Source organism: Mangrovimonas cancribranchiae (genome assembly GCF_037126245.1).
GTDB lineage: Bacteria > Bacteroidota > Bacteroidia > Flavobacteriales > Flavobacteriaceae > Mangrovimonas > Mangrovimonas cancribranchiae.
Map to the genome: position 1 here is coordinate 854135 of NZ_CP136925.1, position 20722 is coordinate 874856.

The 20722-nt window shown below is 34.7% G+C and carries 18 protein-coding genes; all 18 read left to right on the top strand.

Annotation, left to right across the window (positions count from 1 at the left end; translation table 11 throughout):
- Positions 1–792 precede the first annotated feature (792 nt).
- The 18 genes from R3L15_RS03795 to R3L15_RS03880 all read left to right on the top strand — a co-directional run bounded on the left by R3L15_RS03795 (position 793) and on the right by R3L15_RS03880 (position 20722).
- Complete coding sequence (locus tag R3L15_RS03795; RefSeq protein WP_338733326.1) at positions 793–1719, top strand: glycosyltransferase family 2 protein; 927 nt, start codon at positions 793–795, stop codon at positions 1717–1719.
- A gap of 15 nt (positions 1720–1734) precedes the next feature.
- A complete protein-coding gene (locus R3L15_RS03800; protein ID WP_338733327.1) occupies positions 1735–2478 on the top strand; it encodes an FkbM family methyltransferase in 744 nt (247 codons plus the stop codon).
- Between the two features lies 1 nt (position 2479).
- A complete protein-coding gene (locus R3L15_RS03805) occupies positions 2480–3268 on the top strand; it encodes a glycosyltransferase (protein WP_338733329.1) in 789 nt (262 codons plus the stop codon).
- Positions 3265–4191 carry a DUF6625 family protein gene (locus R3L15_RS03810; RefSeq protein ID WP_338733330.1) on the top strand — a complete coding sequence of 309 codons (927 nt, stop codon included), beginning with the start codon at positions 3265–3267 and terminating at the stop codon, positions 4189–4191. Before R3L15_RS03805 ends, R3L15_RS03810 begins: the two co-directional genes overlap by 4 nt.
- On the top strand, positions 4188–5345 hold the full coding sequence (locus R3L15_RS03815; protein ID WP_338733331.1) for a glycosyltransferase family 4 protein: 1158 nt from the start codon (positions 4188–4190) through the stop codon (positions 5343–5345). The genes R3L15_RS03810 and R3L15_RS03815 overlap by 4 nt, the downstream gene beginning before the upstream one ends.
- Positions 5342–6472 (top strand): glycosyltransferase, encoded by a 1131-nt coding sequence (locus tag R3L15_RS03820; protein ID WP_338733333.1) that lies wholly within the window; start codon positions 5342–5344, stop codon positions 6470–6472. Before R3L15_RS03815 ends, R3L15_RS03820 begins: the two co-directional genes overlap by 4 nt.
- 3 nt (positions 6473–6475) lie before the next feature.
- Positions 6476–7495 carry a glycosyltransferase family 4 protein gene (locus R3L15_RS03825; RefSeq protein ID WP_338733334.1) on the top strand — a complete coding sequence of 340 codons (1020 nt, stop codon included), beginning with the start codon at positions 6476–6478 and terminating at the stop codon, positions 7493–7495.
- A 4-nt stretch (positions 7496–7499) separates the two neighbouring features.
- A complete protein-coding gene (locus R3L15_RS03830) occupies positions 7500–8933 on the top strand; it encodes an MBOAT family O-acyltransferase (RefSeq protein ID WP_338733336.1) in 1434 nt (477 codons plus the stop codon).
- Positions 8934–9022: 89 nt separating this feature from the next.
- On the top strand, positions 9023–9844 hold the full coding sequence (locus tag R3L15_RS03835; RefSeq protein ID WP_338733337.1) for a hypothetical protein: 822 nt from the start codon (positions 9023–9025) through the stop codon (positions 9842–9844).
- Positions 9845–9851: 7 nt separating this feature from the next.
- Complete coding sequence (locus tag R3L15_RS03840) at positions 9852–11048, top strand: glycosyltransferase family 4 protein (RefSeq protein ID WP_338733338.1); 1197 nt, start codon at positions 9852–9854, stop codon at positions 11046–11048.
- Positions 11049–12867: 1819 nt separating this feature from the next.
- Positions 12868–13617, top strand: coding sequence for a hypothetical protein (locus R3L15_RS03845; RefSeq protein WP_338733339.1), 750 nt, complete (start codon positions 12868–12870; stop codon positions 13615–13617).
- A gap of 289 nt (positions 13618–13906) precedes the next feature.
- Positions 13907–14131, top strand: coding sequence for a hypothetical protein (locus R3L15_RS03850; protein ID WP_125467416.1), 225 nt, complete (start codon positions 13907–13909; stop codon positions 14129–14131).
- Positions 14132–14361: 230 nt separating this feature from the next.
- Entirely contained in the window at positions 14362–15759 is a 1398-nt protein-coding gene (locus R3L15_RS03855) for an asparagine synthase-related protein (protein WP_338733342.1), read from the top strand.
- On the top strand, positions 15756–16658 hold the full coding sequence (locus tag R3L15_RS03860; protein WP_338733344.1) for a glycosyltransferase family A protein: 903 nt from the start codon (positions 15756–15758) through the stop codon (positions 16656–16658). The genes R3L15_RS03855 and R3L15_RS03860 overlap by 4 nt, the downstream gene beginning before the upstream one ends.
- An 11-nt stretch (positions 16659–16669) precedes the next feature.
- Positions 16670–17374, top strand: a complete 705-nt coding sequence (locus R3L15_RS03865; RefSeq protein ID WP_338733345.1) for a class I SAM-dependent methyltransferase — start codon at positions 16670–16672, stop codon at positions 17372–17374.
- Between the two features lie 12 nt (positions 17375–17386).
- Complete coding sequence (locus R3L15_RS03870) at positions 17387–18484, top strand: glycosyltransferase (protein ID WP_338733346.1); 1098 nt, start codon at positions 17387–17389, stop codon at positions 18482–18484.
- 4 nt (positions 18485–18488) lie between these two features.
- The gene (locus tag R3L15_RS03875) at positions 18489–19658 is read left to right on the top strand and encodes a glycosyltransferase family 4 protein (RefSeq protein WP_338733347.1); all 1170 of its coding nucleotides are present in this window, start codon (positions 18489–18491) and stop codon (positions 19656–19658) included.
- Positions 19659–19666: 8 nt separating this feature from the next.
- Entirely contained in the window at positions 19667–20722 is a 1056-nt protein-coding gene (locus R3L15_RS03880; protein WP_338733348.1) for an exostosin family protein, read from the top strand.

The window sequence follows — 20722 nt, forward strand, 5'->3', positions numbered from 1 at the left end:
AGTTCAGGGTGACAGGTTTTAATTATCCTCTGTCATGCGTCTATCTACCACAAACAGGGAATTCCTGTCTGCCGATAGGAAGATGGTTCAGCACTTCCTTGTTAAGAACTCTTTGTCATGCTGAACTTGATTCAGCATCTCCTTTTGTTCTAAAGTGACATTGCTCGTGTTTTATATTTTTTATGTTCTTCATTCATTTTGCCTTGATGCAAAACGAACCAAAAGATCAAGCCTGTCTGAGGTGCTTCCTTTGGACCACTCACTCTCGATGCTTCATGCTCTTTTCCGATGTTATCGGAACGCACTTCCGCATCTTTGTTCGTTATCACTGCAGACAGCCGGTTGTTTTCTGGCGTTGCCAGAATGGGGTTGGTTTAGTGTTGTATTGAGCTGTTAGCCTCTGAAACAGGAGTTCCCTGCCTAACGGCAGGCAAGAGGGGTGACAACTCTTAATTATATTATGGCTAACTTTTGTCATGCTGAACTTGATTCAGCATCTCTTTTCAATATTTTTTTAATAATAACAAGACCCTGAAACCAGTTCAGGGTGACAGGTTTTAATTATCCTCTGTCATGTGTCTATCTAACACAAACAGGGAATTTCTGTAGATGGTTTAGCATCTCTTTATAGCATCCGTTTTCAATAGTCCCTTCTCTTAAAACAAGATTAGCTTTTGTGTCGTTCACGACTTACTACTCACTACTCACTACTCATTACTCATTACACAAAACCCATAACTAATACCTAAAAACTCGCAAGGGTTCATTATATTAGCTATCTAATTGTAAGCTATGCCAGACCACCCCCTAGTTTCCATTATTATCCCCACTTACAATCGGGCGCACTTAATAGGCGAAACCCTAGATAGTGTGTTGGTACAAACCTACCAAAATTGGGAATGTATTGTGGTAGATGATGGGAGTACCGATAATACAGAAGACGTTTTAAAACAGTACACCCAAAAAGATTCTCGTATAAAATATTTGCATCGCCCACAAGAACATTTGCCAGGTGGTAATGGGGCACGTAATTATGGATTTAAACTTAGTAAAGGGAAGTATGTACAGTGGTTTGATAGTGATGACCTCATGTTTAAGAATATGTTGGAAGATAAAATACAACAAGCTATTAAATATCAAGCCGATATAGTAGTTGCTAAACATACAGTCCAAGAGCAGAAAGCACTTAAAAAAGAAGAGTTACAACCTAAGGTATTTAATAGTGCAGAGTTTTATATTGATTATATTTTAGGAAAATACCCCATGATAACCAATGATGTTCTTATTAAGCGAGAGGTTGTAAAAGAGCATCGTTTTGATGAAAGATTACATAAAGCGCAAGAGTTTGAGTTTTTTTCTAGGCTATTTCAGCAAAAATTAACGTATTGTTTCCTTAATAAAGAATTAGTATGGTATAGAACAACAGCTGATTCTATATCAAATAGAAACGGAAAACATTGGATAAAAAAACAAGAATCGTTAATCTATCTGTCAAAAAAACTACAATCTCAGTATGTTACAAACCAAGAAATAGTTGCTAAAGCACAACGGCAAGGCCGAAAAACCTATAAAAACTTAATTTTAAGCAAACATCTTAGCGTGGTGTTTAAACACTTTCAGTTTTTTAAAACATGTCATAAAAAAAATAGCGGTGTGTTTTTAGGCTATATTTTATATAATACGCTAACAAAACGTGGGTTTGATAAGATAAAACCATAATAGAATAAGACTAACATGGAAATTTCATTATATAGCTTTATTAAAAATTATAAACAGGTATTTTTAGCTAGTATATCTAAGGTTTTTGGCAGAGGGAAATACTATAGGAAAAGATTATTTGATTTAAAACGTATTTTAGAAAAAAATTACCCTCAAAAAAGTGATTTTAACTTTATACAAGTAGGAGCCAATGATGGAGTAAGTTTTGACTTTTTATATCATTTTGTTATTAAAAGAAATTGTTCTGGAGTTGTAATTGAACCAATTGCAGAATACTTTGAAGAACTTTTAGAAAATTATAAAGATTATGAAAACATTATTAAGGTTAGGACGGCGGTTCATAATCACTTAAAATCTGTCCAAATTTATAAAATTGATAATGAAACTTTTCATCTTTATCCTAAGTGGGTAAAAGGCATAGCTTCATTTCAGAAATCCAATTTAACAAAATTCGAAATTATAAAACCAGAGCATATTATAAAGGAAACTGTTCTTGCTGCTCCATTGATGAAAATAATTGATTTGGATATGTTTCAAAAAGTAGATTATTTTCAGGTGGATACAGAAGGATATGATTTTGAAATAATAAATATGATTGATTTTACTAAAATTAATCCTAAGATAATTAAAGCTGAATATGTTAATTTAAATGAAGAAGACAAAATAAGTATGGAGAAGTTCTTAAAATTACAGGGTTATTTTGTTTTTAAGCAAGGCTTAGATTTAGTGGGAATAAAACTAAATAAAGTTATACTATAGTATGAATAAAATACAAAAAATAATTCATTACTGTTGGTTTGGGGGAAAGCCAATGCCTAAAATGCTGCAATATTGTGTGGCTAGTTGGAAACAGCATTTACCAGACTATGAGATTATTCTTTGGAATGAGACAAATACTATTTTGGATTGTGAGTATGTTAAAAAAGCATTTACCGAAAAAAAATGGGCTTTTGTATCAGATTATGTAAGGTTGAAGGCGGTTTATGAGAATGGAGGGGTGTATCTAGATACAGACATGCTATTACTTAAACCTATAAATAAGTTTTTAGATAATGATTGTTTTTTTGTAGCAGAACATACCAATTCTATTGGAGTGGGGATATTTGGTGCAGTAAAAAATCATTTTTTTGTTGGGTTGTGTTTAAAAAATTATAGAGAAGAATTTAATAAGTTTCATGCCATTCCAGGGGTAATCAATAGAATATTTAGGGGGCATTTTAATTATTTTGGAAAGTATTATGAAGATTTGTATTTAAACGAATTGACGATATACTCTCCAAACTGTTTTTATGCCTTGCCTTATACAAAGTATTACGATATTCATCATTACAAAAAATATTTAACACCTGAGTCTTACGGTGTGCATTTGTGGTATGGCTCTTGGCATGATTACAATGAGTTAGTACATTTTAGACGGAAAGAATTTTTAAGCGGATTTAAAACGCTTTGGAAATCATTTTTAAAAGGAAAATTATTTAAACTACAACACCTAAAAAAAGTTATTGCTGCTTTAAAAGATGGTATAGTAACTAAAAATGCCTTTAAATGAAAGACATCATCTTAATCATTCCGTATTTTGGGCAATGGCCCGTGTGGTTTGATGCTTTTTTAAGTTCTGTGGTTAAAAACCCAACGATTCATTGGTTGTGTCCAACCAATTGTCCGATTCCCAAAACACATCCAGAAAACATTACGTTTTTACCCACGACATTATCCACATTAAATACAAAAGTGAATACTATAGTATCGGCAAATGTTCCTTTAACGCCAAGAAAATTTTGTGATTTAAAACCGGCTTACGGTGACATTTTTTATGACGAGATACGAGATTATGACTATTGGGGTTTTTGCGATCTAGATATTGTTTGGGGAGATATCCGACAATTTATTACCCCTCGTGTTTTAGATGAGTATGATATTATTTCAAGTAGAAAAGAAGCTATATCAGGCCACTTTACATTGTTTAGGAATACGAACTACATACAAGAACTCTATAAAAAACTCCCTAATTATAAAACGCTTTTTGAGCACCCTAAATTTCAATGGACAGATGAGGTTGCGTTAACTAACTATTTAAAAAACAATCAAGAGCTAAAAGTCTATTGGCCTAAAATATTATGTAACCAAGAACGAGGTAGAGATTCGCATCAAGACTATTATTTAGATCGCTGGCAATGGCAGGATGGTAAAATGATAAATACTAAAACAAACAAAGAGGTTATGTATTTACATTTTATAAACTGGAAACGTACCATGCGGTATTGCGAAGTTGATTATTCCAACCTTCCATCACATTTTTTTATATCTTACAACGGGATACATGTAAAAAGACATAGCAGCGGACACCATGTTTTAAATAACATTAAAAATGTGTTTAATGGGTATTGGGTGAAAGAAAAAAGGCGGATAAGAAAACTTAAACTTAAAAGTCTGATAAAAAGAGGAAAGAATAAATTAAGGAAAGTTTTATGAAGCTACCCAAGAAAGTCACCCTTATTCATCCATTTACCCCACAAGCAGCAGGTGTGGTAGAGCGCAGTGTGGCTACCTATCATAGCCAACCCCATGCGAAAGCCTTACAGCAATTGGTTGCAAATAACGCCAATCTACAAGGCGAGATTGCCTATTTAACCCCAAAGAGGCGGTCTTATAATTTTAAGTTTGGTAATATTGGTTATCAATTTTATCCTGTAACACGAACATTGAATGGCGATCATAAAAAATGGAAAAAACAGTGGTCTAAAGCCTGTTTAAAGGGATGTGAAAGAGCAATACCAGATGTGACTATAATTAATATGTCTGGGCATTCTAGTCCGTTTTCATATATGTTAGCCAAAATTATATTAGCACAAAACAAACAGTATATCGCCATGCTGGGTGGTCAACACTATACCGATACACCAGAAAATAGAATCTATTATAAAAAAGCGCATCATATTTTAGTCCATACCCAATTACAAAAAAAACAGATGTTACAATTACCCATGTTTAAGGACTGTGATATTCGGGTGTTTCCTTTAGGCGTCGATACCCAAGAGTTTCAACCTAAACAAAACAAAACAGAAACACATCCTAATTTGTTGTATGTGGGACGTATTGTGGAGTGGAAGCGTGTACATCTAGCTATTAAAGCGTTGCATGAGCTAGTTATTCATGGATTTGATAATGCTAAACTAACTATTATAGGCCCAATATTTTCAGAGTTATATTATAATGAATTAAAAAAGATGGTTTCAGACTTAAAATTAGAAGAGCATATTAAATTTATTGGGCATTTAGAGCATAATAAATTACCTAAACACTTTCAAAATGCTAATCTGTTTTTATTGCCAAGTGATAAAGAAACCTTTGGCATGGTTATGATAGAAGCCATGGCTTGCGGGACTCCTGTAGCAGGAATAAATTGTCCTGGAGGCCCTAAAGATGTTATTTCACATAATCTTGATGGTATATTGGCCACACCAGAAACTTATGCGCAATCTGTTCTAGAATACTTTTCTAACAACACCCAAAGAACAGCCATAGAACAAGCAGCTAGAACTAAAGTCATGCAACACTATAGTTTGCAAGCCACTTATAAGGTGTTGGAACAATCGGTTAACGAGGCTTTAAAACATGTAGTATGAGTCAGTTTACATTAACCATATATACACCACAAGAGTTAAACCATGCCTCTAATCCACATACGGCATTTTTTGAGTTAGCTCATACAGGTGTGTTAGATGTTTGTGTAAAACTGAATGTTAAGTCAAAACGAGGACGTTTGAAGGTTGATGAGTCAGGAAAAGTTGTAAAAACTAACCAAGCATATCCTAAAGCATCGTATTATGAGTTAACGAATCATGATACACAAGAACATATTCGTTTTGCGTTTGATTTATATGACTTTGATACACAGTTTTCTTTAGAAGCCTTAAAAACCTGTGATTGGGTATTTAAACGGTGTTATAATTCCAAGTATATTACACATTTACCAGAAACCTATCAAAAAAAAATACAACCATATGGTCTTAATTTTGGCGTGAGATCGGCATACCATAAAGGCAAAGCTATCTTTTTTTTAGGCCTTTTATTAAGTAGATGGCGTGTATATGTAAAACCAAATCGGAATGTTTTTAAAAACCTATATTATCATACCAAATGGGTAGCTAAACATTGGCAATTTATTAATACAACGCGACTTTTATCACAATTTGAAGCGTTTACCATGCCAAAAACGGAAATCGTCATGTTTCAAACCCGTTGCTTTAAAGAAGCCCACCAAGATGTTATAAATATACATACCCAACGCTATCAGATTATTAAACGCTTACAGAGGGAATTTCCAAAACGGTTTCAAGGCGGTTTTATAGCGTCGGAAGTGGCAAACACAAAATATGCCGATGCACTAACCAATGTGCCCAGCGAACCACTTGCATACCTACAAGCCATGAAGCACGCTAACATAGTCGTGTACACTAGAGGTTTGGCCAATTCGCCCGCTTGGAAATTAGCCGAATATTTATCGCAAGGTAAAGTCATTATTGCCGAACGGTTAACTAGTGAACTTCCCGTGCCTTTAGAACATGGTAAACAGCTGTTGTATTTTGATACGTTAGATAATATGGTACATCAAATTAACTTGGTGTTAGAAGATAAGGAGCTTGCACAATCGTTATCAAAACACGCCCGGCAATACTTTGAAAACAATGTGCATCCTGTAAAAAATATAAACCGTATTTTAGACCTCATGATTAAACCAACTAATACTTAAGTTTTGAATAGGGTATTTGTACATCATCGGTCACCACATCATGCTACTTATTCTGGCTACGCCCAATTGGTAACACAGTTTCCAGAGGCAAAGGTTATTACGGGAACACCGTCTATGCCTTATAAAATAGCTAAGATCGTAGCGGCAATGCATAAGCAAACCTCGGGCCTGTTTAATACAGCGAGTGTATTTAAAGCGTTAGAGCTTCGTAACACATTGCGACAGATATCTTCGCCAACAGTAGTGCATTTTCTTAATGCCGAACGTGACGTGCGCTACCTAGTCAGATTAAAAAAGCAATATAATCAAGTCGTGTTTTGCGCGACATTTCATAAACCGCCAGCGGTTTTAGAGCAACGTATTACGGACTGGAAATATCTACAACACTTAGATGGCGCCATTGCAGTAGGCGAAAATCAAGTCGATTTTCTTAAAACAAAATTACCCAATACAAAGGTTAGGTATATACCACACGGGGTAGATACACAGTTTTTTAAACCTAATAGTAATAAAAAACACCCCAATAAAGTGCTTTTTGTGGGGCAGCATTTACGAGATTTTAACACGTTTAATGCTTGTGTACCTTTGTTAGCTGAAAAAAATAAAGATATTCAAATACATGCCGTGGTAAACTCAGGAATAGAACACCGTTTAAAGTCACACCTTAACTTACACGTGCATCACGGATTAAGTGATGAAGACTTGTTGGCACATTATCAAACAGCTTCAGTATTGTTGTTACCCATGTTAGATAGTACAGCCTGTAATAGTTTGTTAGAAGCCATGGCTTGTGGTGTGCCTATTGTAACCAGTCGAGTAGGAGGGAATGCCGAATACCTTAAAGAGACTTCGGCAAAACTAATTAACTCAAAAGATGTAGAGGCTCACGTTATGGCTACAAAGCAAGCATTACAAACCGTATCTTCTAAAACAAATGTCTCCCATATTGTTAATACATTTGATTGGAAAAATATAGCTCATAATGTAAATCGTTTTCATACTGATATAATAAAAAAAATATAACCATATGATATTTAACTCTTTAGACTTTGCTGTTTTTTTACCTATTGTTTTCTTATTGTATTGGTTTGTGTTTAATAAAAACCATAAAGCTCAGAATGTTTTAATTGTAGTTGCTAGCTATTTTTTTTACGGATATTGGGATTGGCGATTCTTATCCTTAATAGCCTTTAGTACGTTAGTTGATTTTTTTGTAGGACAGCAATTAGTTAAAACACAAAAGAAAGCTGTTAGAAAAGGCTTATTATTGTTAAGCCTTTTAGTTAACTTAGGGCTATTAGGTTTTTTTAAGTATTATAATTTCTTTGTTGATAATTTTGTTTCTGCTTTTTCATTTTTCGGTTTTGAAATTCCACAATATACCCTACATATCATTCTCCCCGTAGGCATTAGTTTTTACACCTTTCAAACATTAAGTTATACCATTGATGTTTATCGAGAAAAAATAGAGCCAACAAAAAACATTGTGGCCTTTGCCGCTTTTGTTAGTTTTTTTCCACAATTGGTAGCGGGACCTATAGAACGTGCGACACATTTATTACCACAATTTTTGAAAGAGAGGCAGTTTAATTATGTTAATGCTGTTGATGGGTTGCGACAAATACTTTGGGGGTTATTTAAAAAAATAGTTGTTGCAGATAATTGTGCACGTATTGTGAACACTATTTTTAACGATTATGAGACCCATTCGGGAAGTACGTTGTTATTAGGAGCTGTGTTATTTGCTTTTCAAATTTATGGGGACTTTTCAGGGTATTCCGATATTGCTATAGGAACGTCAAGACTATTTGGTTTCGATTTAAAACAAAATTTTGCCTTTCCGTACTTCTCAAGAGATATTGCTGAGTTTTGGCGACGTTGGCATATATCTTTATCAACGTGGTTTAGAGATTACCTCTATATCCCTTTAGGAGGTTCTAGAGGAACACAAGCTAAAGTAATAAGAAATGTATTTATTATTTTTTTGGTTAGTGGGTTTTGGCATGGTGCTAATTGGACATTTATTGTTTGGGGAGGTTTAAATGCTCTTTATTTTTTACCACTTATGCTGGCTAATATAAATCGGCATCACACAGATATTGTTGCTTCAACTACTTTGTTTCCCAGTATAAAAGAATGCCTTCAAATAACTGTAACGTTTGGGGTAACTGTATTAGCATGGGTGTTTTTTCGTTCGGAAAATATACATCAAGCTTGGTCTATACTGTCTACTATTTTTTCTCATAGTTTTTTTACAATACCTACAATAAGACCAAAAGATATCATTGTTTTAATTACCATCTTGTTACTTGTAGAATGGTTTGGAAGAAAGCAAAAGCATGCTTTGGCCTATATTCCAATAAAACATAAATTTTTACGATGGGGTGTGTACTATGTGTTAATACTTATAATTATAACTTTTAGTGGGACTCCACAAGAGTTTATTTATTTTCAGTTTTAATATATGAAACTATTTTTAAAACATATAGTTAGTTTTTTTTTAGTACTAATACTTATAATGTCTTTTATTTTTTGGGTCTAAAAAGGCAGGTGTCTAAACGGGGACAGTTTAAATTACCTACTTCCATAAAGTATGTTATGTTTGGTCATTCGCATGCTGAATGTGCTTATAACGACAGTGTAATCTCTAATTTTAAGAACCTATCAAGTTCAGGAGAATCCTACTTTTATACATATTTTAAAATAAAGCAAATAATTGAACATAATCCTCATCTAACATTAATTTTAGTTGAATTTTCTAATAATCAAATTATGAGCGACATGGATGATTGGGTCTGGGATGATAAACATCTGTCTAACGGCTATTCTAAATGGGGTACTTTTATGGGGCTTTCTGCTCATAAATTATTGATGCGTAATAATCCTGAAAGTATCTTGTTTAATATGGCTTATAGTCAAAAGTTAAATTTATATCGGATACTAAATAACGATTTTAATTTCGTTGATAATATGGGCGGTTACAGGTATTTACCTTCAAAAAATTCTAACTTAAACGTAACTAAAAGAATGGATTCTATCAGGAAGCACCGTGATATTAAAAAAGTATCTCATGTCAATTTAATATACTTGAAAAAAATAGTGAAGTTATGTGAACAGTCTAATATAAAAATAGCTTTTGTGAGAAGTCCACAGCATAATAATAATATAGCTAGAGATAATGAATGTGTGTTTTTAACTGTTAAAAATCAACGTTTTAAAGGGGTGTCTTTTATAGATTTTAATAATCTAGAATTAAGTGATAATATGTTCAAAGATTTAGGTCATTTAAACTATCTAGGAGCTAATATTGTTTCAAAAAAGTTAGATTCAATATTAAAAAGTCGTATTCCTAATAATGATATAATATTTTAATTTAAAATTGAAGATAAAGCTCAAAATAGCCATTTACACAGGCGCCATACCCTCGTCCACCTTTATCGAACACCTGATAGACGGCGTAGCCAAGCATCATGAGGTATTGCTATTTGGCACCATTAAAAAAGAGGTACAGTATAACAACCCCAACATTACCATCATTGAAACCCCAACCAAGCAATTTAAAAATGTGTGGTTGACAGGTATTAGAAGCTTTAGGTTGCTTTTCAAGTCACCAAAACTATTAAATATTGCCATTCGTCAAGCCTTAACCTATAAAACCCGTTACGAACAATGGATGCGGTTTTCGCGTTTTGTCCCCGTGTTATTACACCAACCTGATGTATTTCATTTACAATGGGCTAAAAAACTATCACGATGGATGTTTTTACAAGACACCTATGGGGGTAAACTCGTGTTGAGTTTACGAGGGACACATATTCATATTTCTCCTAAAGCCGATGTTGCTCTAGCACAAAGTTACTACGATTACTTTCCAAAAGTAGATGCCTTTCATGCCGTATCGCAAGATATGAAAACCGAGGCTTTGTTTTATGGAGCAACAGTAGACAACGTTAAAACCATTTTCACGATATTGCCAGATGCCGTATTTAACCATTTTACACCCCCTAAAGCAATTAATGAAACGCTAAATATCGTTTCTGTAGGACGTTACCATTGGGTAAAAGGATATGATTATGCGCTAAAAGCCATCAAGCAATTAAAAGCACAAGGGATTCAAGTAACGTATACCATTATTGCTCCTAAACCAGTGCCAGAAAATATACTGTTTATGGTTAATGATTTGTCCCTAGAAGATGTTGTGGTCTTTAAAGATCATGTGCCTCAAGACGCATTGTTTGCCTATTTAAAAACATTTGATCTGTTTTTGTTACCAAGTTTAAGTGAAGGCATAGCGAACGTCGTTTTGGAAGCTATGGCTATAGGTCTTCCAGTAGTTTCTACCAATTGTGGTGGTATGCCCGAAGTGGTGTTACCTAACAAAACAGGTTGGTTGGTACCTATTCGCGACCCCGAAGCTATGGCAAAGGCTATTATAGAGGTATACAACACGCCTACTAAACAACTAGAAACGATAACGCAACAAGCACACAATTTTGTAAAAGCGCAGTTTAATGCTAAACACAGTATACAACAGTTTTTAGCGTTGTATGAAGCGGTTGTTAGGAATCATAAATAACTGTCATGCTGAACTTGGTTCAGCATCTTCTTTTGTTTTAAAATGACCTTATTTATATTTTTTCATTTTCTTTACTCGTCTAAAGAAAACGAAGCAAAAGAAATGACGCCTTGTCGGTAGGGATTTTACCTACGGTAAACCCCTCTCAAAACTTCGCGTCATGGTATGACTGGATTTCGAAGCTTTTGAGATATATCCTTACGACAAGTGGTTTTCCTGCTTCGCAGGAAGAAGACGTTCAGGGTGTGATAGGTTTAATATAAAGATTCTTCACTTCACTGCGTTGCGTTCTGAATGACAGGGTAGATTCTTCGTGTCGCTGTCGCTCACTCTGAATGACAATAGGATTCTTTGTGTTACTCTACTTACTTTAAATGACATTTTTTTTGTCATGCTGAACTTGTTTCAGCATCTTCTTTTGTTTTAAAATGACCTTATTTATATTTTTTCATTTTCTTTACTCGTCTAAAGAAAACGAAACAAAAGAAACGACGCCTTGTCGGTAGGGATTTTACCTACGGTAAACCCTTCTCAAAACTTCGCGTCATGGTATGACTGGATTTCGAAGCTTTTGAGATGTATCCTTACGACAAGTGGTTTTCCTGCTTCGCAGGAAGAAGACGTTTAGGGTGTGATAGGTTTAATATAAAGATTCTTCACTTCACTGCGTTGCGTTCTGAATGACAGGGTAGATTCTTCGTGTCGCTGTCGCTCACTCTGAATGACAATAGGATTCTTTGTGTTACTCTACTTACTTTAAATGACATTTTTTTTGTCATACTGAACTTGTTTCAGCATCTCTATTCAATATTATTTTTAATAATAACAAGCCCCTGAAACGCTTGTCTGTCGTTATACAAGAGTCCAGGGTGACAGGTTTTAATTATCCTCTGTCATGCTCCTGTCTGCCATGCCTATGGCAGGTGAACTGACAGGTAGATGGTTTGGCATCTCAACCAAACACCGCACCTACACAACCAAGACCCTGAACCAAGTTCAGGGTGACAAGGGGAAGGAGATGCTTATTTATTTTCTTCATTCATTTTGCCTTGATGCAAAACGAACCAAAAAATCAAGCCTGTCTGAGGTGCTTCCTTTGGACCACTCACGCTCGATGCTTCATGCTTTTTTCCGATGGTATCGGAACGCACTTCCGCATCTTTGTTCGTTATCACTGCAGACGGCCGGTTGTTTTCTGGCGTTGCCAGAATGGAGGTTGGTTTAGTGTGGTATTAAGGTGTTAGACTCAGAACCAAGTTTAGGGTGATTTTATTTTTTGTAGTCTTCACTACTCACTACTCACTACTCACTACTCACTACTCACTACTCACTACTCACTACTCACTACTCACTACTCACAATTTACTACTAATATTTGTATTCACCACACACATTCGCCGTAGATATCCCGTAGATACCCCGTACATAGTCCGTACATAGTCCGTACAAAGTTCCAGAAAAATTACACCACGAAAAGCAGTAAAACACATCAAAAACAACAAAAAACAGCAAAAATCAAAATAAGAATCATTTATAACCAAAAGTTTCTAAAACAAAGAATCACATATCAAAGCACCAAAAAAATGATAAAACATAAAATAAAAACAGCTACAGCCTAAACACCTGAAAAACAAAAAGGAGTCTTTGGAGTATAAAATATATTTGTCCCAAGCATTGTCGTTAATAGGTCTTGCAGTTGAAATTTATATGTAGGAGCTCATACATACGTGCACCAATTAAAAGATCTAATAACGCAATGTCATTTAATTTTTTAATAATCAGTATGCTTTTGTAAGTATACATAAAAAGAGATAACATCATGGCTAAATACAAAAGCCTTTTTAAAGTAGAAGGATCGTTAGACGATGTAAACTTCTACAAGACCGAAGACGGATACCGCATGAGAACCAAAGGCGGTGTAAGTAAAGACCGTATTAAAAGCGACCCAGCGTTTCAAAGAACTCGTGAAAACAATAACGAGTTCGGAGCTAGCGCTTCCAGTGGGAAGCTATTAAGACGAGCAATTATCGATATGGTGTCTAATGCTAAAGACAGTAAGTTAGCATCCCGATTAACGCAAGTGATGTCGCAAGTAAAAAATGCAGACCTCACCTCACCTCGTGGAAAGCGAAATGTAGCTGTAGGCATTCAAACACCAGAAGGAAAACTACCTTTAAAAGGGTTCGATTTTAACAGAAAATCAAGCCTATCAGAAGTGTTGTTAAGCGATTGGACGTTAAACACCACAACAGGCGAGGTGATAATAGATGATCTAACACCAGATCAAAAATTAAACATCCCTGAAGGAGCAACACATGTCGAGTTTAGTTGCGGATTTCTAAATCTAGATTTCGAAACTGAAGCTAAGGACATGCAATTAAGTAACATAGAAAACCTGCCTATTAATGGCACGGCATCAACCGTAACCCTAACACCCGTAGCACCAGCTACAGGAAGCGGACAGGCGTTTTATTTGCTTAAAGTGGCTTTCTTCCAAGAAGTAAACAACATGCAGTATCCGCTTAAAAACGGAACCTTTAATGCCTTACAAATTTTAGAGGTGTTATAGTTATGTCATGTTTAAACACCAGACAAGTAAAAGGCTATCTGTCTGGTGTTTTTTTTAAGCAAAAAAAATATAACTCAAACATAATAGATTCTATCAAAAAAGTTGAAATAGCGATTTGAAACTATAAAAAAAGAAGATTAAACATATAATTGTAAGAATTTTCTTTAGAATGTTGGTAAATCCGTTGAGAACTATTGGTTTAAATAAATCTAGTACTCTATTTTTTAAATTAACTTGCTAAAAGTTAGAAAATCAACATAGTAGTTAAAATAAAGTTATTTAAGGGAAGATGATGAAAAGGCTATGCATATACCCAAAAGAGGTTGCCATAATTATAGGTAAATCACAAACAACAGCACAAACATTAGTGCGCACCATTAAAGATATTCACGAAAAAGAAAAACATCAAGCACTCACTATACGCGAGTTTTGTGATTATATGGGGTTAGACTATCAAGAAGTGTTTAACATGATAAATAATATAAAAACAAACAATGATAAGCAATCAGCTTAACCATATAATAATAGATGTTAACACAACTCAGAACTCGTAATTCCCAACCTTCAACTAACAACCAACAACCAACAACCAACAACTCACTACTCACGCTTCTCGTCTTCCGTCTTGACTCATGATTCTTGGTTCCATTAACCTCCAACCTCCAACTGACAACTCACTACTAATTCTTAACCACTATTTGTATTCTTCACGCTTATAGCTATATTAGAGCTCTCGTGTAAGCTATGACTATAAAAACGCCCATTATACCCAAAAAACAAACCTTTGCTAAGGTGCAAGCACCTCATGAGGTAAATCAAAAAGCCATTTGTGTATTTGCCGCGACAGGTTTTTTTTTAGATACCGATACGTATTGGAAAGATGAAGTAGTTTTGCCAGCCGCAGCAATTAATAAGCTAGATGACGCTGGTTTTTTATTAGAGTCTAAACCCTGGTTTCAGTGGCATAACACACCAAAAGAACGTCCGTTTCAAGAGGTTGTAGATGAATTTTCCGAATTATTTAAAACGATTGTTTCCGAACAAATTGAAAATAAGTCAGTTATTTTACCATTATCAGGCGGATTAGATAGTCGTACGCAAGCTATCGTACTTAAGGAACTACAAGCCAATGTTCAAGCGTATAGTTACCAATTTGAACAAGGCTACAACGAAACTAAAATAGCCGAAAAAGTGGCTAAACAGTGTGGGTTTGCATTTGATGCTTTTACAATTCCTAAAGGCTATTTATGGAATAGTATAGATGATTTGGCAGAAATAAATGGTTGTTATTCCGATTTTTGTAGTCCGCGGCAATGGGCAGTACTTAACCAATTAAAGGGGTATCAAGGGGTGTTTTCGTTAGGCCATTGGGGCGATGTGTTATTTGACGATATGGCGGTGGCCGATGACTTATCGATAGACCTGCAGGTAGAACAAATCATAAAGAAAATAACCAAACGTGGCGGTTTGAAATTGGCGCAAACCTTATGGCAAGCTTGGGCATTAGAAGGCCAGTTTTACGATTATTTTTACGAACGAGTAAAAGCATTGTTACAGCAAATAGACATCTCGCATAGTGCTAATGCAAGAATACGTGCCTTTAAAAGTTTGTATTGGGCACCACGATGGACGAGTGTAAATTTAAGTGTGTTTGAAGCTGCACACCCCATTACCTTGCCGTATTATGACAATAGGATGTGTGAGTTTATTTGTCAAATACCAGAGAAATACTTGTCTGGACGTCAAATACAAATCGCCTACATAAAACAAAAAGCGCCTCAGTTGGCTAAGTTAACTTGGGATTTATATCACCCTTGTAATTTGTATAATTACCAAGATTATTACACCTATAGAGGACTTCCTGGACGATTGCAACATTCCTTGAAATATCGAGTAAAACGCCTTTTAGGTAAACCAACCATACAACGAAATTGGGAATTACAGTTTTTAGGGCAAGAGAATGATAAACAGTTGCAGAAACAGTTATTTTCAGATGAATTTAAACAATTTGTACCACCCTTAGTAACACAAGACATGTATCGTAGATTCACCTCTAAAGACCAATTACAGCATGCACACGGCCTGTCGATGCTGTTAACCTTGTCGAAGTGGTATAATAAACAACCTATAGAAAGCGTATGATGGTTTCTGTAATATTGCCCATTTACAATGGAGAGAGTACGTTAGCTAAAACATTAGATAGTTTGGTAGCGCAAACCTATCAAGAATTTGAGGTAATAGCTTGCATAGATGGCACTACAGATGGTTCATATACCATTTTAAAACGGTATGAATCCCAATTCAAAGCCATGCATATTCTTATAAATGAAAATAATCGCGGACTAGGGCCAACCATGAATCGGTTGGTTGCTGAAAGCAAAGGTGATTATATAGCGATTGCTGAACAAGACGATTATTACTACCCCAACCGATTGCAATTACAAGTAGATGTTTTAAATAAAAACAAGGCCATTGGTATGGTTTCTGGAATTGCCGAGTTTTGTGATGGCGTAAAAATATCAGGTAAATTCCCAGGTGTTTTAGTACATGGTAAACAATATCCCGAAGGGAAAGATATGTTTTTATTAAATTACCGCGAGCAAATAAAAGTGGTTAATAGTTGTATGATGTTTAAAAAACAAGTACATATTGAAAATGGCTTGTATTTTACACAACATTACCCTAGTATAAGTGTCGATTGGACGTATGTGTTGCGGTTTTCGTTAGTCTCTAAAATTCATGGACTTCATGAAACCTTGGTTCGTTTGGATAGACGCATTAATAGAAACTCGGTGACAAGTAACAAAACCAAACAATTTTTAGCCTCAAGAGAGTTAATTAGAAGTTTTGCTTACGAGTATCCCAATTTAATATCCAAACAAGATTATAGGTTTGCGTTAAATACGCAAAGACTCTTGGAGTTGGGAAGTAAAAAGCACTTGTTTTTTTTATGTTATGGTTTATGTTATTGGATAATAAGTTTAGATACACGATTTTTTATAAAAATGAAAATAAAAATTTTCAAAAAAATAGTAAAATGAGTTAAATTAAGATGAAAAAGAGAGATATACTAAACCCAATAGCATTACTAATTTCTAAGCGAAAATTATCAAAATCATTTAAATTAAATGATTTCGATTCAATATATGACTTTTCACAATCTTATATTGGTAGAGGCTACTATGACAGGATTTCACTGCATCAATTTAAAGACGAATTTAGAAGTTTTGTTAATTATGTGAAAAAAACAGAGCCTAAAATAGTTGTAGAAATTGGAACAAAAAAGGGAGGTTCTTTTTTTATGTGGGCTCGTTACTTAAAACCTAACCATTTAATCTCTATAGATTTACCAGGAGGTATACATGGAGGAGGGTTTCCTAAACAGAAGATTCCTTTTATGAAGTATTTTTTATCAGACAAGAAAAACTCCAAAGTGTCAGTTGTTTTAGGCGATTCTCATAAAAAAGAAACCTATAATCAATTAGTCAACAAACTCAATGGGAGACAGATTGATTTTTTATTTATAGATGGAGATCATCGATATGAAGGGGTTAAGTCAGACTATGAAATGTATAGTGGCTTGGTTAAAAAAGGAGGGTTAATTGCATTTCATGATATTGTAGAATCAGATTATCATCATAATTTGAATTGCTATGTTGATAAGTTTTGGAATGAGATAAAAAATAAACATGAATATGTCGAGTTTATAGAAAGTCCTAAACAACGTAAGTATGGAATTGGTGTTCTCATTAAGTAAAGTTTTATATTAATGAAAAAAATAAAAATACTTTATACCATTCCTAATTTTGATACTGCTGGCAGTGGTAAAGTGGTTTACGATTTAATTAAAGGCTTAGATAAAACCATATTTGCACCCGAAATTTGTTGCGCCCATACTAAAGGCGCTTTTTTTAAAGATATTGAACGTTTAGGTGTACCTATTCATGTGTTTAATTATTATTCAAATTATCGACCATTTATAAGTTTACCTTCAAGAATTTGGCGTGTTTCACGTTTTTTTAGAAAGCATCAGTTTGATATCATACATTCTTGGCATTGGAGCTCTGATATTACTGAGCCATTAGCCGCTAAACTTGCTGGAACTCCATTTGTATATACAAAGAAAGCCATGGGCTGGGGGAATAAAGCATGGTGTTGGCGGTCGCAATTAAGTGCTAAAATAATCACGATTAATTCTGATATGAATACTTTTTTTAAAAGTATGATACAAAAGGTCGTTCAAATACCTTTAGGGATAGATTTAAAACAATACAGACCTTTAGAAAAAGCCTATCATACACCTTGCGGATTGACATTTAATAAAGGTGATTTTGTTATTGTAAGTATCGCTAATTTAGCTCCAGTTAAAGGTATTGAAGTTCTTATAGAAGCTGTAATAAAACTAAATAACCCTAATGTAAAAGTCGTGCATGTTGGTGCAAATAATAATGATTACGGAAATAAGCTAAAAGCACAATACGCTCATTTAGATCAGGTGTTTTTTATTAATAAGGTGTCTGATGTTAGGCCCTATCTTGCTATTGCAGATGTATTTGTCATACCAACAAAAAACGAAGGGAGAAAAGAAGGTTTACCCGTAGCCCCTATGGAAGCCATGGCATGTCAACGTTTGGTTTTGGGAAGTCATATTTCAGGAATTAAAGATTTATTATCACCTTTTAACAATCTATTATTCGAACCAAATAATATAGTAGAATTAGAGAATAAATTAAACTGTATAATGGAACTAAGTGAGGCAGAAAGAGTTAATTTAGCCATACAGCTTAGACAACGAATTGAAAGACAGTTTAACTTAACATCTTGTGTTGAGCAGCATCAAAAACTATATAAAAGATTAGTTAATTAAAAACATGAAAATAGGCCTCGTTTTATCGCAAGCCCCTGCATACTCCGAAACGTTTTTTAAGTCAAAAATTAAAGGCTTACAAAAACAAGGCTTTAACGTGATTTTGTTTTGTCAGGAAAACAAAACAGGCTTTGATGGGTGCGAGGTGAAGCTGTTTTCAAAAGTGAGTAGACACCCTGTACTTCAAGCTGTCTATGTCTTTAGAGTATTTATAGGGTTATTGCCACATTGGCGACGCGTAAAAGCATGGTATCAGTTAGAACAACCAAAACACTTAAAAACATTTTTAAAGCAGGTGTATATAAATGCACCCATTTTAAAATCGGATTTAGACTGGTTGCATTTTGGATTTGCTACTTTGGCCATACAACGCGAAACTTTAGCTAAAGCCATAGAAGCAAAAATGGCCGTGAGTTTACGGGGGTTTGATATTGCCATCTACCCCTTAAAGCATACGAATTGTTATGCCAAGTTATGGCAGCAGGTCGATAAAATTCATGTAATTTCTGATGATTTATTAAAAAAGGCTTATAGTTTAGGACTTCCTAAAACAGTTTCTTTTAAGAAAATAACGCCTGCTATAAATAGGGGAAAATTTCAACCAAAAGTAAAGCAAGACCTTTCACAACGAAAAACATATCGTATTTTAACTGTAGGGCGGTTTCATTGGAAAAAGGGGTATGTAAATATGCTAGAGGCATTAGCTGTTTTAAAACAACAAGGCGTGGAATTTAAATATACTATTGTTGGAGAAGGTGAAGAATACGAACGCATAACATTCGCTATTCATCAATTAAATCTCAAAGACAATGTGATATTGTTAGGCAAATTACCTCATGATAGAATTATAAATTTAATGGAAGAACATGAGGTGTATTTGCAGTATAGTATTTCTGAAGGATTTTGTAATGCGGTGTTAGAAGCGCAAGCTATGGCGTTATTGTGTATAGTAAGTGATGCAGAAGGCTTGCCAGAAAATGTTGTAGACGGCAAAACAGGTTGGGTCGTGCCTAAACAACAGCCCAAACTGTTAGCAGAAAAGCTGCTAGAAGTTGTTGCTTTACCTCAAGATAGAAAACAAGTAATACAACAACAAGCTAGGGAGCGCGTAGATACCCATTTTACATTAGCAGAACAACAAAAACAGTTTAAGGCATTTTATCAAGCTATTTAGAGGTTAAGATGAAGTTATATTATCCAAAAAACCATATTAATAATCAATTTAGAAGGGATATTTTTCCTTTACTAAAGCCATTCTTAAAACCAGAAGCGTTTACCGATGCGGAACGAATGGCATTATATGGTGTATCGGATCAGGATTATAAGTTTGTAAACACCATACAGGACACTGAGGTTGCTATATTACCCATGTCGTGGAATTATTATTATAACACCAATCAATTGTCTGTTGCCAAAGACTTTATTGAAGACACCCAAAAGTACAATAAACCAATCTGGATAGCTATGTTGGGGGATTTTGGCTTACCAATTCCAGATTATCCGCATGGTATTGTATTTAGAGCCAGTGGTTATCAAAGTCAATTGCCAAATAACCATCAGGGCATGCCAGTATTTATAAACGATCCGTTACAAACGTATTATTCACAATCTTCTATTTTTAAACGACCATACCATAAAAAACCAACAGTAGGGTTTTGTGGGCAAGCTAGTATGTCTGCAATAACCCGAGTAAAAGAATTGGTTAAAATAACTGCAAGAAACCTGGCATATTATACAAAGCAGCGACCTTATAAACCCGAAGCGATGGTGTCTAGTTCTTTTTTAAGAGGACGTGTTTTGCGCCAATGTGAGCAGTCTCCGTTAGTAAAAACGAATTTCCTTATTAGAACACAATATCGAGCGGGAGCTAAGACAGCAGCAGAGCGACATGCGAGTAGTGTGGCTTTTTATGATAATATGAAAACATCCGATTACATTATTTGTGCGCGTGGTGCTGGTAATTTTTCCGTACGTTTGTATGAAACCTTGGCCATGGGGCGCATTCCTGTGTATATTAATACCGATGGGTTATTGCCTTTACAAGATACTATCGATTGGAAAAAGCATGTGGTATGGGTAGAGGTAGATGAATTAGATATGATTGGACAAAAAGTATTTGATTTTCATTCTAACTTAAATCAAAATCAATTTGATAAATTGTGTCAAGAAAATAGAATGCTTTGGAAAAATACATTACAGTTAAAAGGCTTTTTTATTAAGTCGATTGAAACATTTTAA

What these genes read in the sequence shown, in the direction of transcription:
- R3L15_RS03830 (WP_338733336.1), top strand. Translation starts at nt 7,500, where the DNA reads ATGATATTTAACTCTTTAGACTTTGCTGTTTTTTTACCTATTGTTTTC.
- R3L15_RS03865 (WP_338733345.1), top strand. Translation starts at nt 16,670, where the DNA reads ATGAAAAAGAGAGATATACTAAACCCAATAGCATTACTAATTTCTAAG.
- R3L15_RS03800 (WP_338733327.1), top strand. Translation starts at nt 1,735, where the DNA reads ATGGAAATTTCATTATATAGCTTTATTAAAAATTATAAACAGGTATTT.
- R3L15_RS03810 (WP_338733330.1), top strand. Translation starts at nt 3,265, where the DNA reads ATGAAAGACATCATCTTAATCATTCCGTATTTTGGGCAATGGCCCGTG.
- R3L15_RS03850 (WP_125467416.1), top strand. Translation starts at nt 13,907, where the DNA reads ATGATGAAAAGGCTATGCATATACCCAAAAGAGGTTGCCATAATTATA.
- R3L15_RS03815 (WP_338733331.1), top strand. Translation starts at nt 4,188, where the DNA reads ATGAAGCTACCCAAGAAAGTCACCCTTATTCATCCATTTACCCCACAA.
- R3L15_RS03845 (WP_338733339.1), top strand. Translation starts at nt 12,868, where the DNA reads ATGGCTAAATACAAAAGCCTTTTTAAAGTAGAAGGATCGTTAGACGAT.
- R3L15_RS03870 (WP_338733346.1), top strand. Translation starts at nt 17,387, where the DNA reads ATGAAAAAAATAAAAATACTTTATACCATTCCTAATTTTGATACTGCT.
- R3L15_RS03795 (WP_338733326.1), top strand. Translation starts at nt 793, where the DNA reads ATGCCAGACCACCCCCTAGTTTCCATTATTATCCCCACTTACAATCGG.
- R3L15_RS03875 (WP_338733347.1), top strand. Translation starts at nt 18,489, where the DNA reads ATGAAAATAGGCCTCGTTTTATCGCAAGCCCCTGCATACTCCGAAACG.
- R3L15_RS03860 (WP_338733344.1), top strand. Translation starts at nt 15,756, where the DNA reads ATGATGGTTTCTGTAATATTGCCCATTTACAATGGAGAGAGTACGTTA.
- R3L15_RS03805 (WP_338733329.1), top strand. Translation starts at nt 2,480, where the DNA reads ATGAATAAAATACAAAAAATAATTCATTACTGTTGGTTTGGGGGAAAG.
- R3L15_RS03820 (WP_338733333.1), top strand. Translation starts at nt 5,342, where the DNA reads ATGAGTCAGTTTACATTAACCATATATACACCACAAGAGTTAAACCAT.
- R3L15_RS03880 (WP_338733348.1), top strand. Translation starts at nt 19,667, where the DNA reads ATGAAGTTATATTATCCAAAAAACCATATTAATAATCAATTTAGAAGG.
- R3L15_RS03855 (WP_338733342.1), top strand. Translation starts at nt 14,362, where the DNA reads ATGACTATAAAAACGCCCATTATACCCAAAAAACAAACCTTTGCTAAG.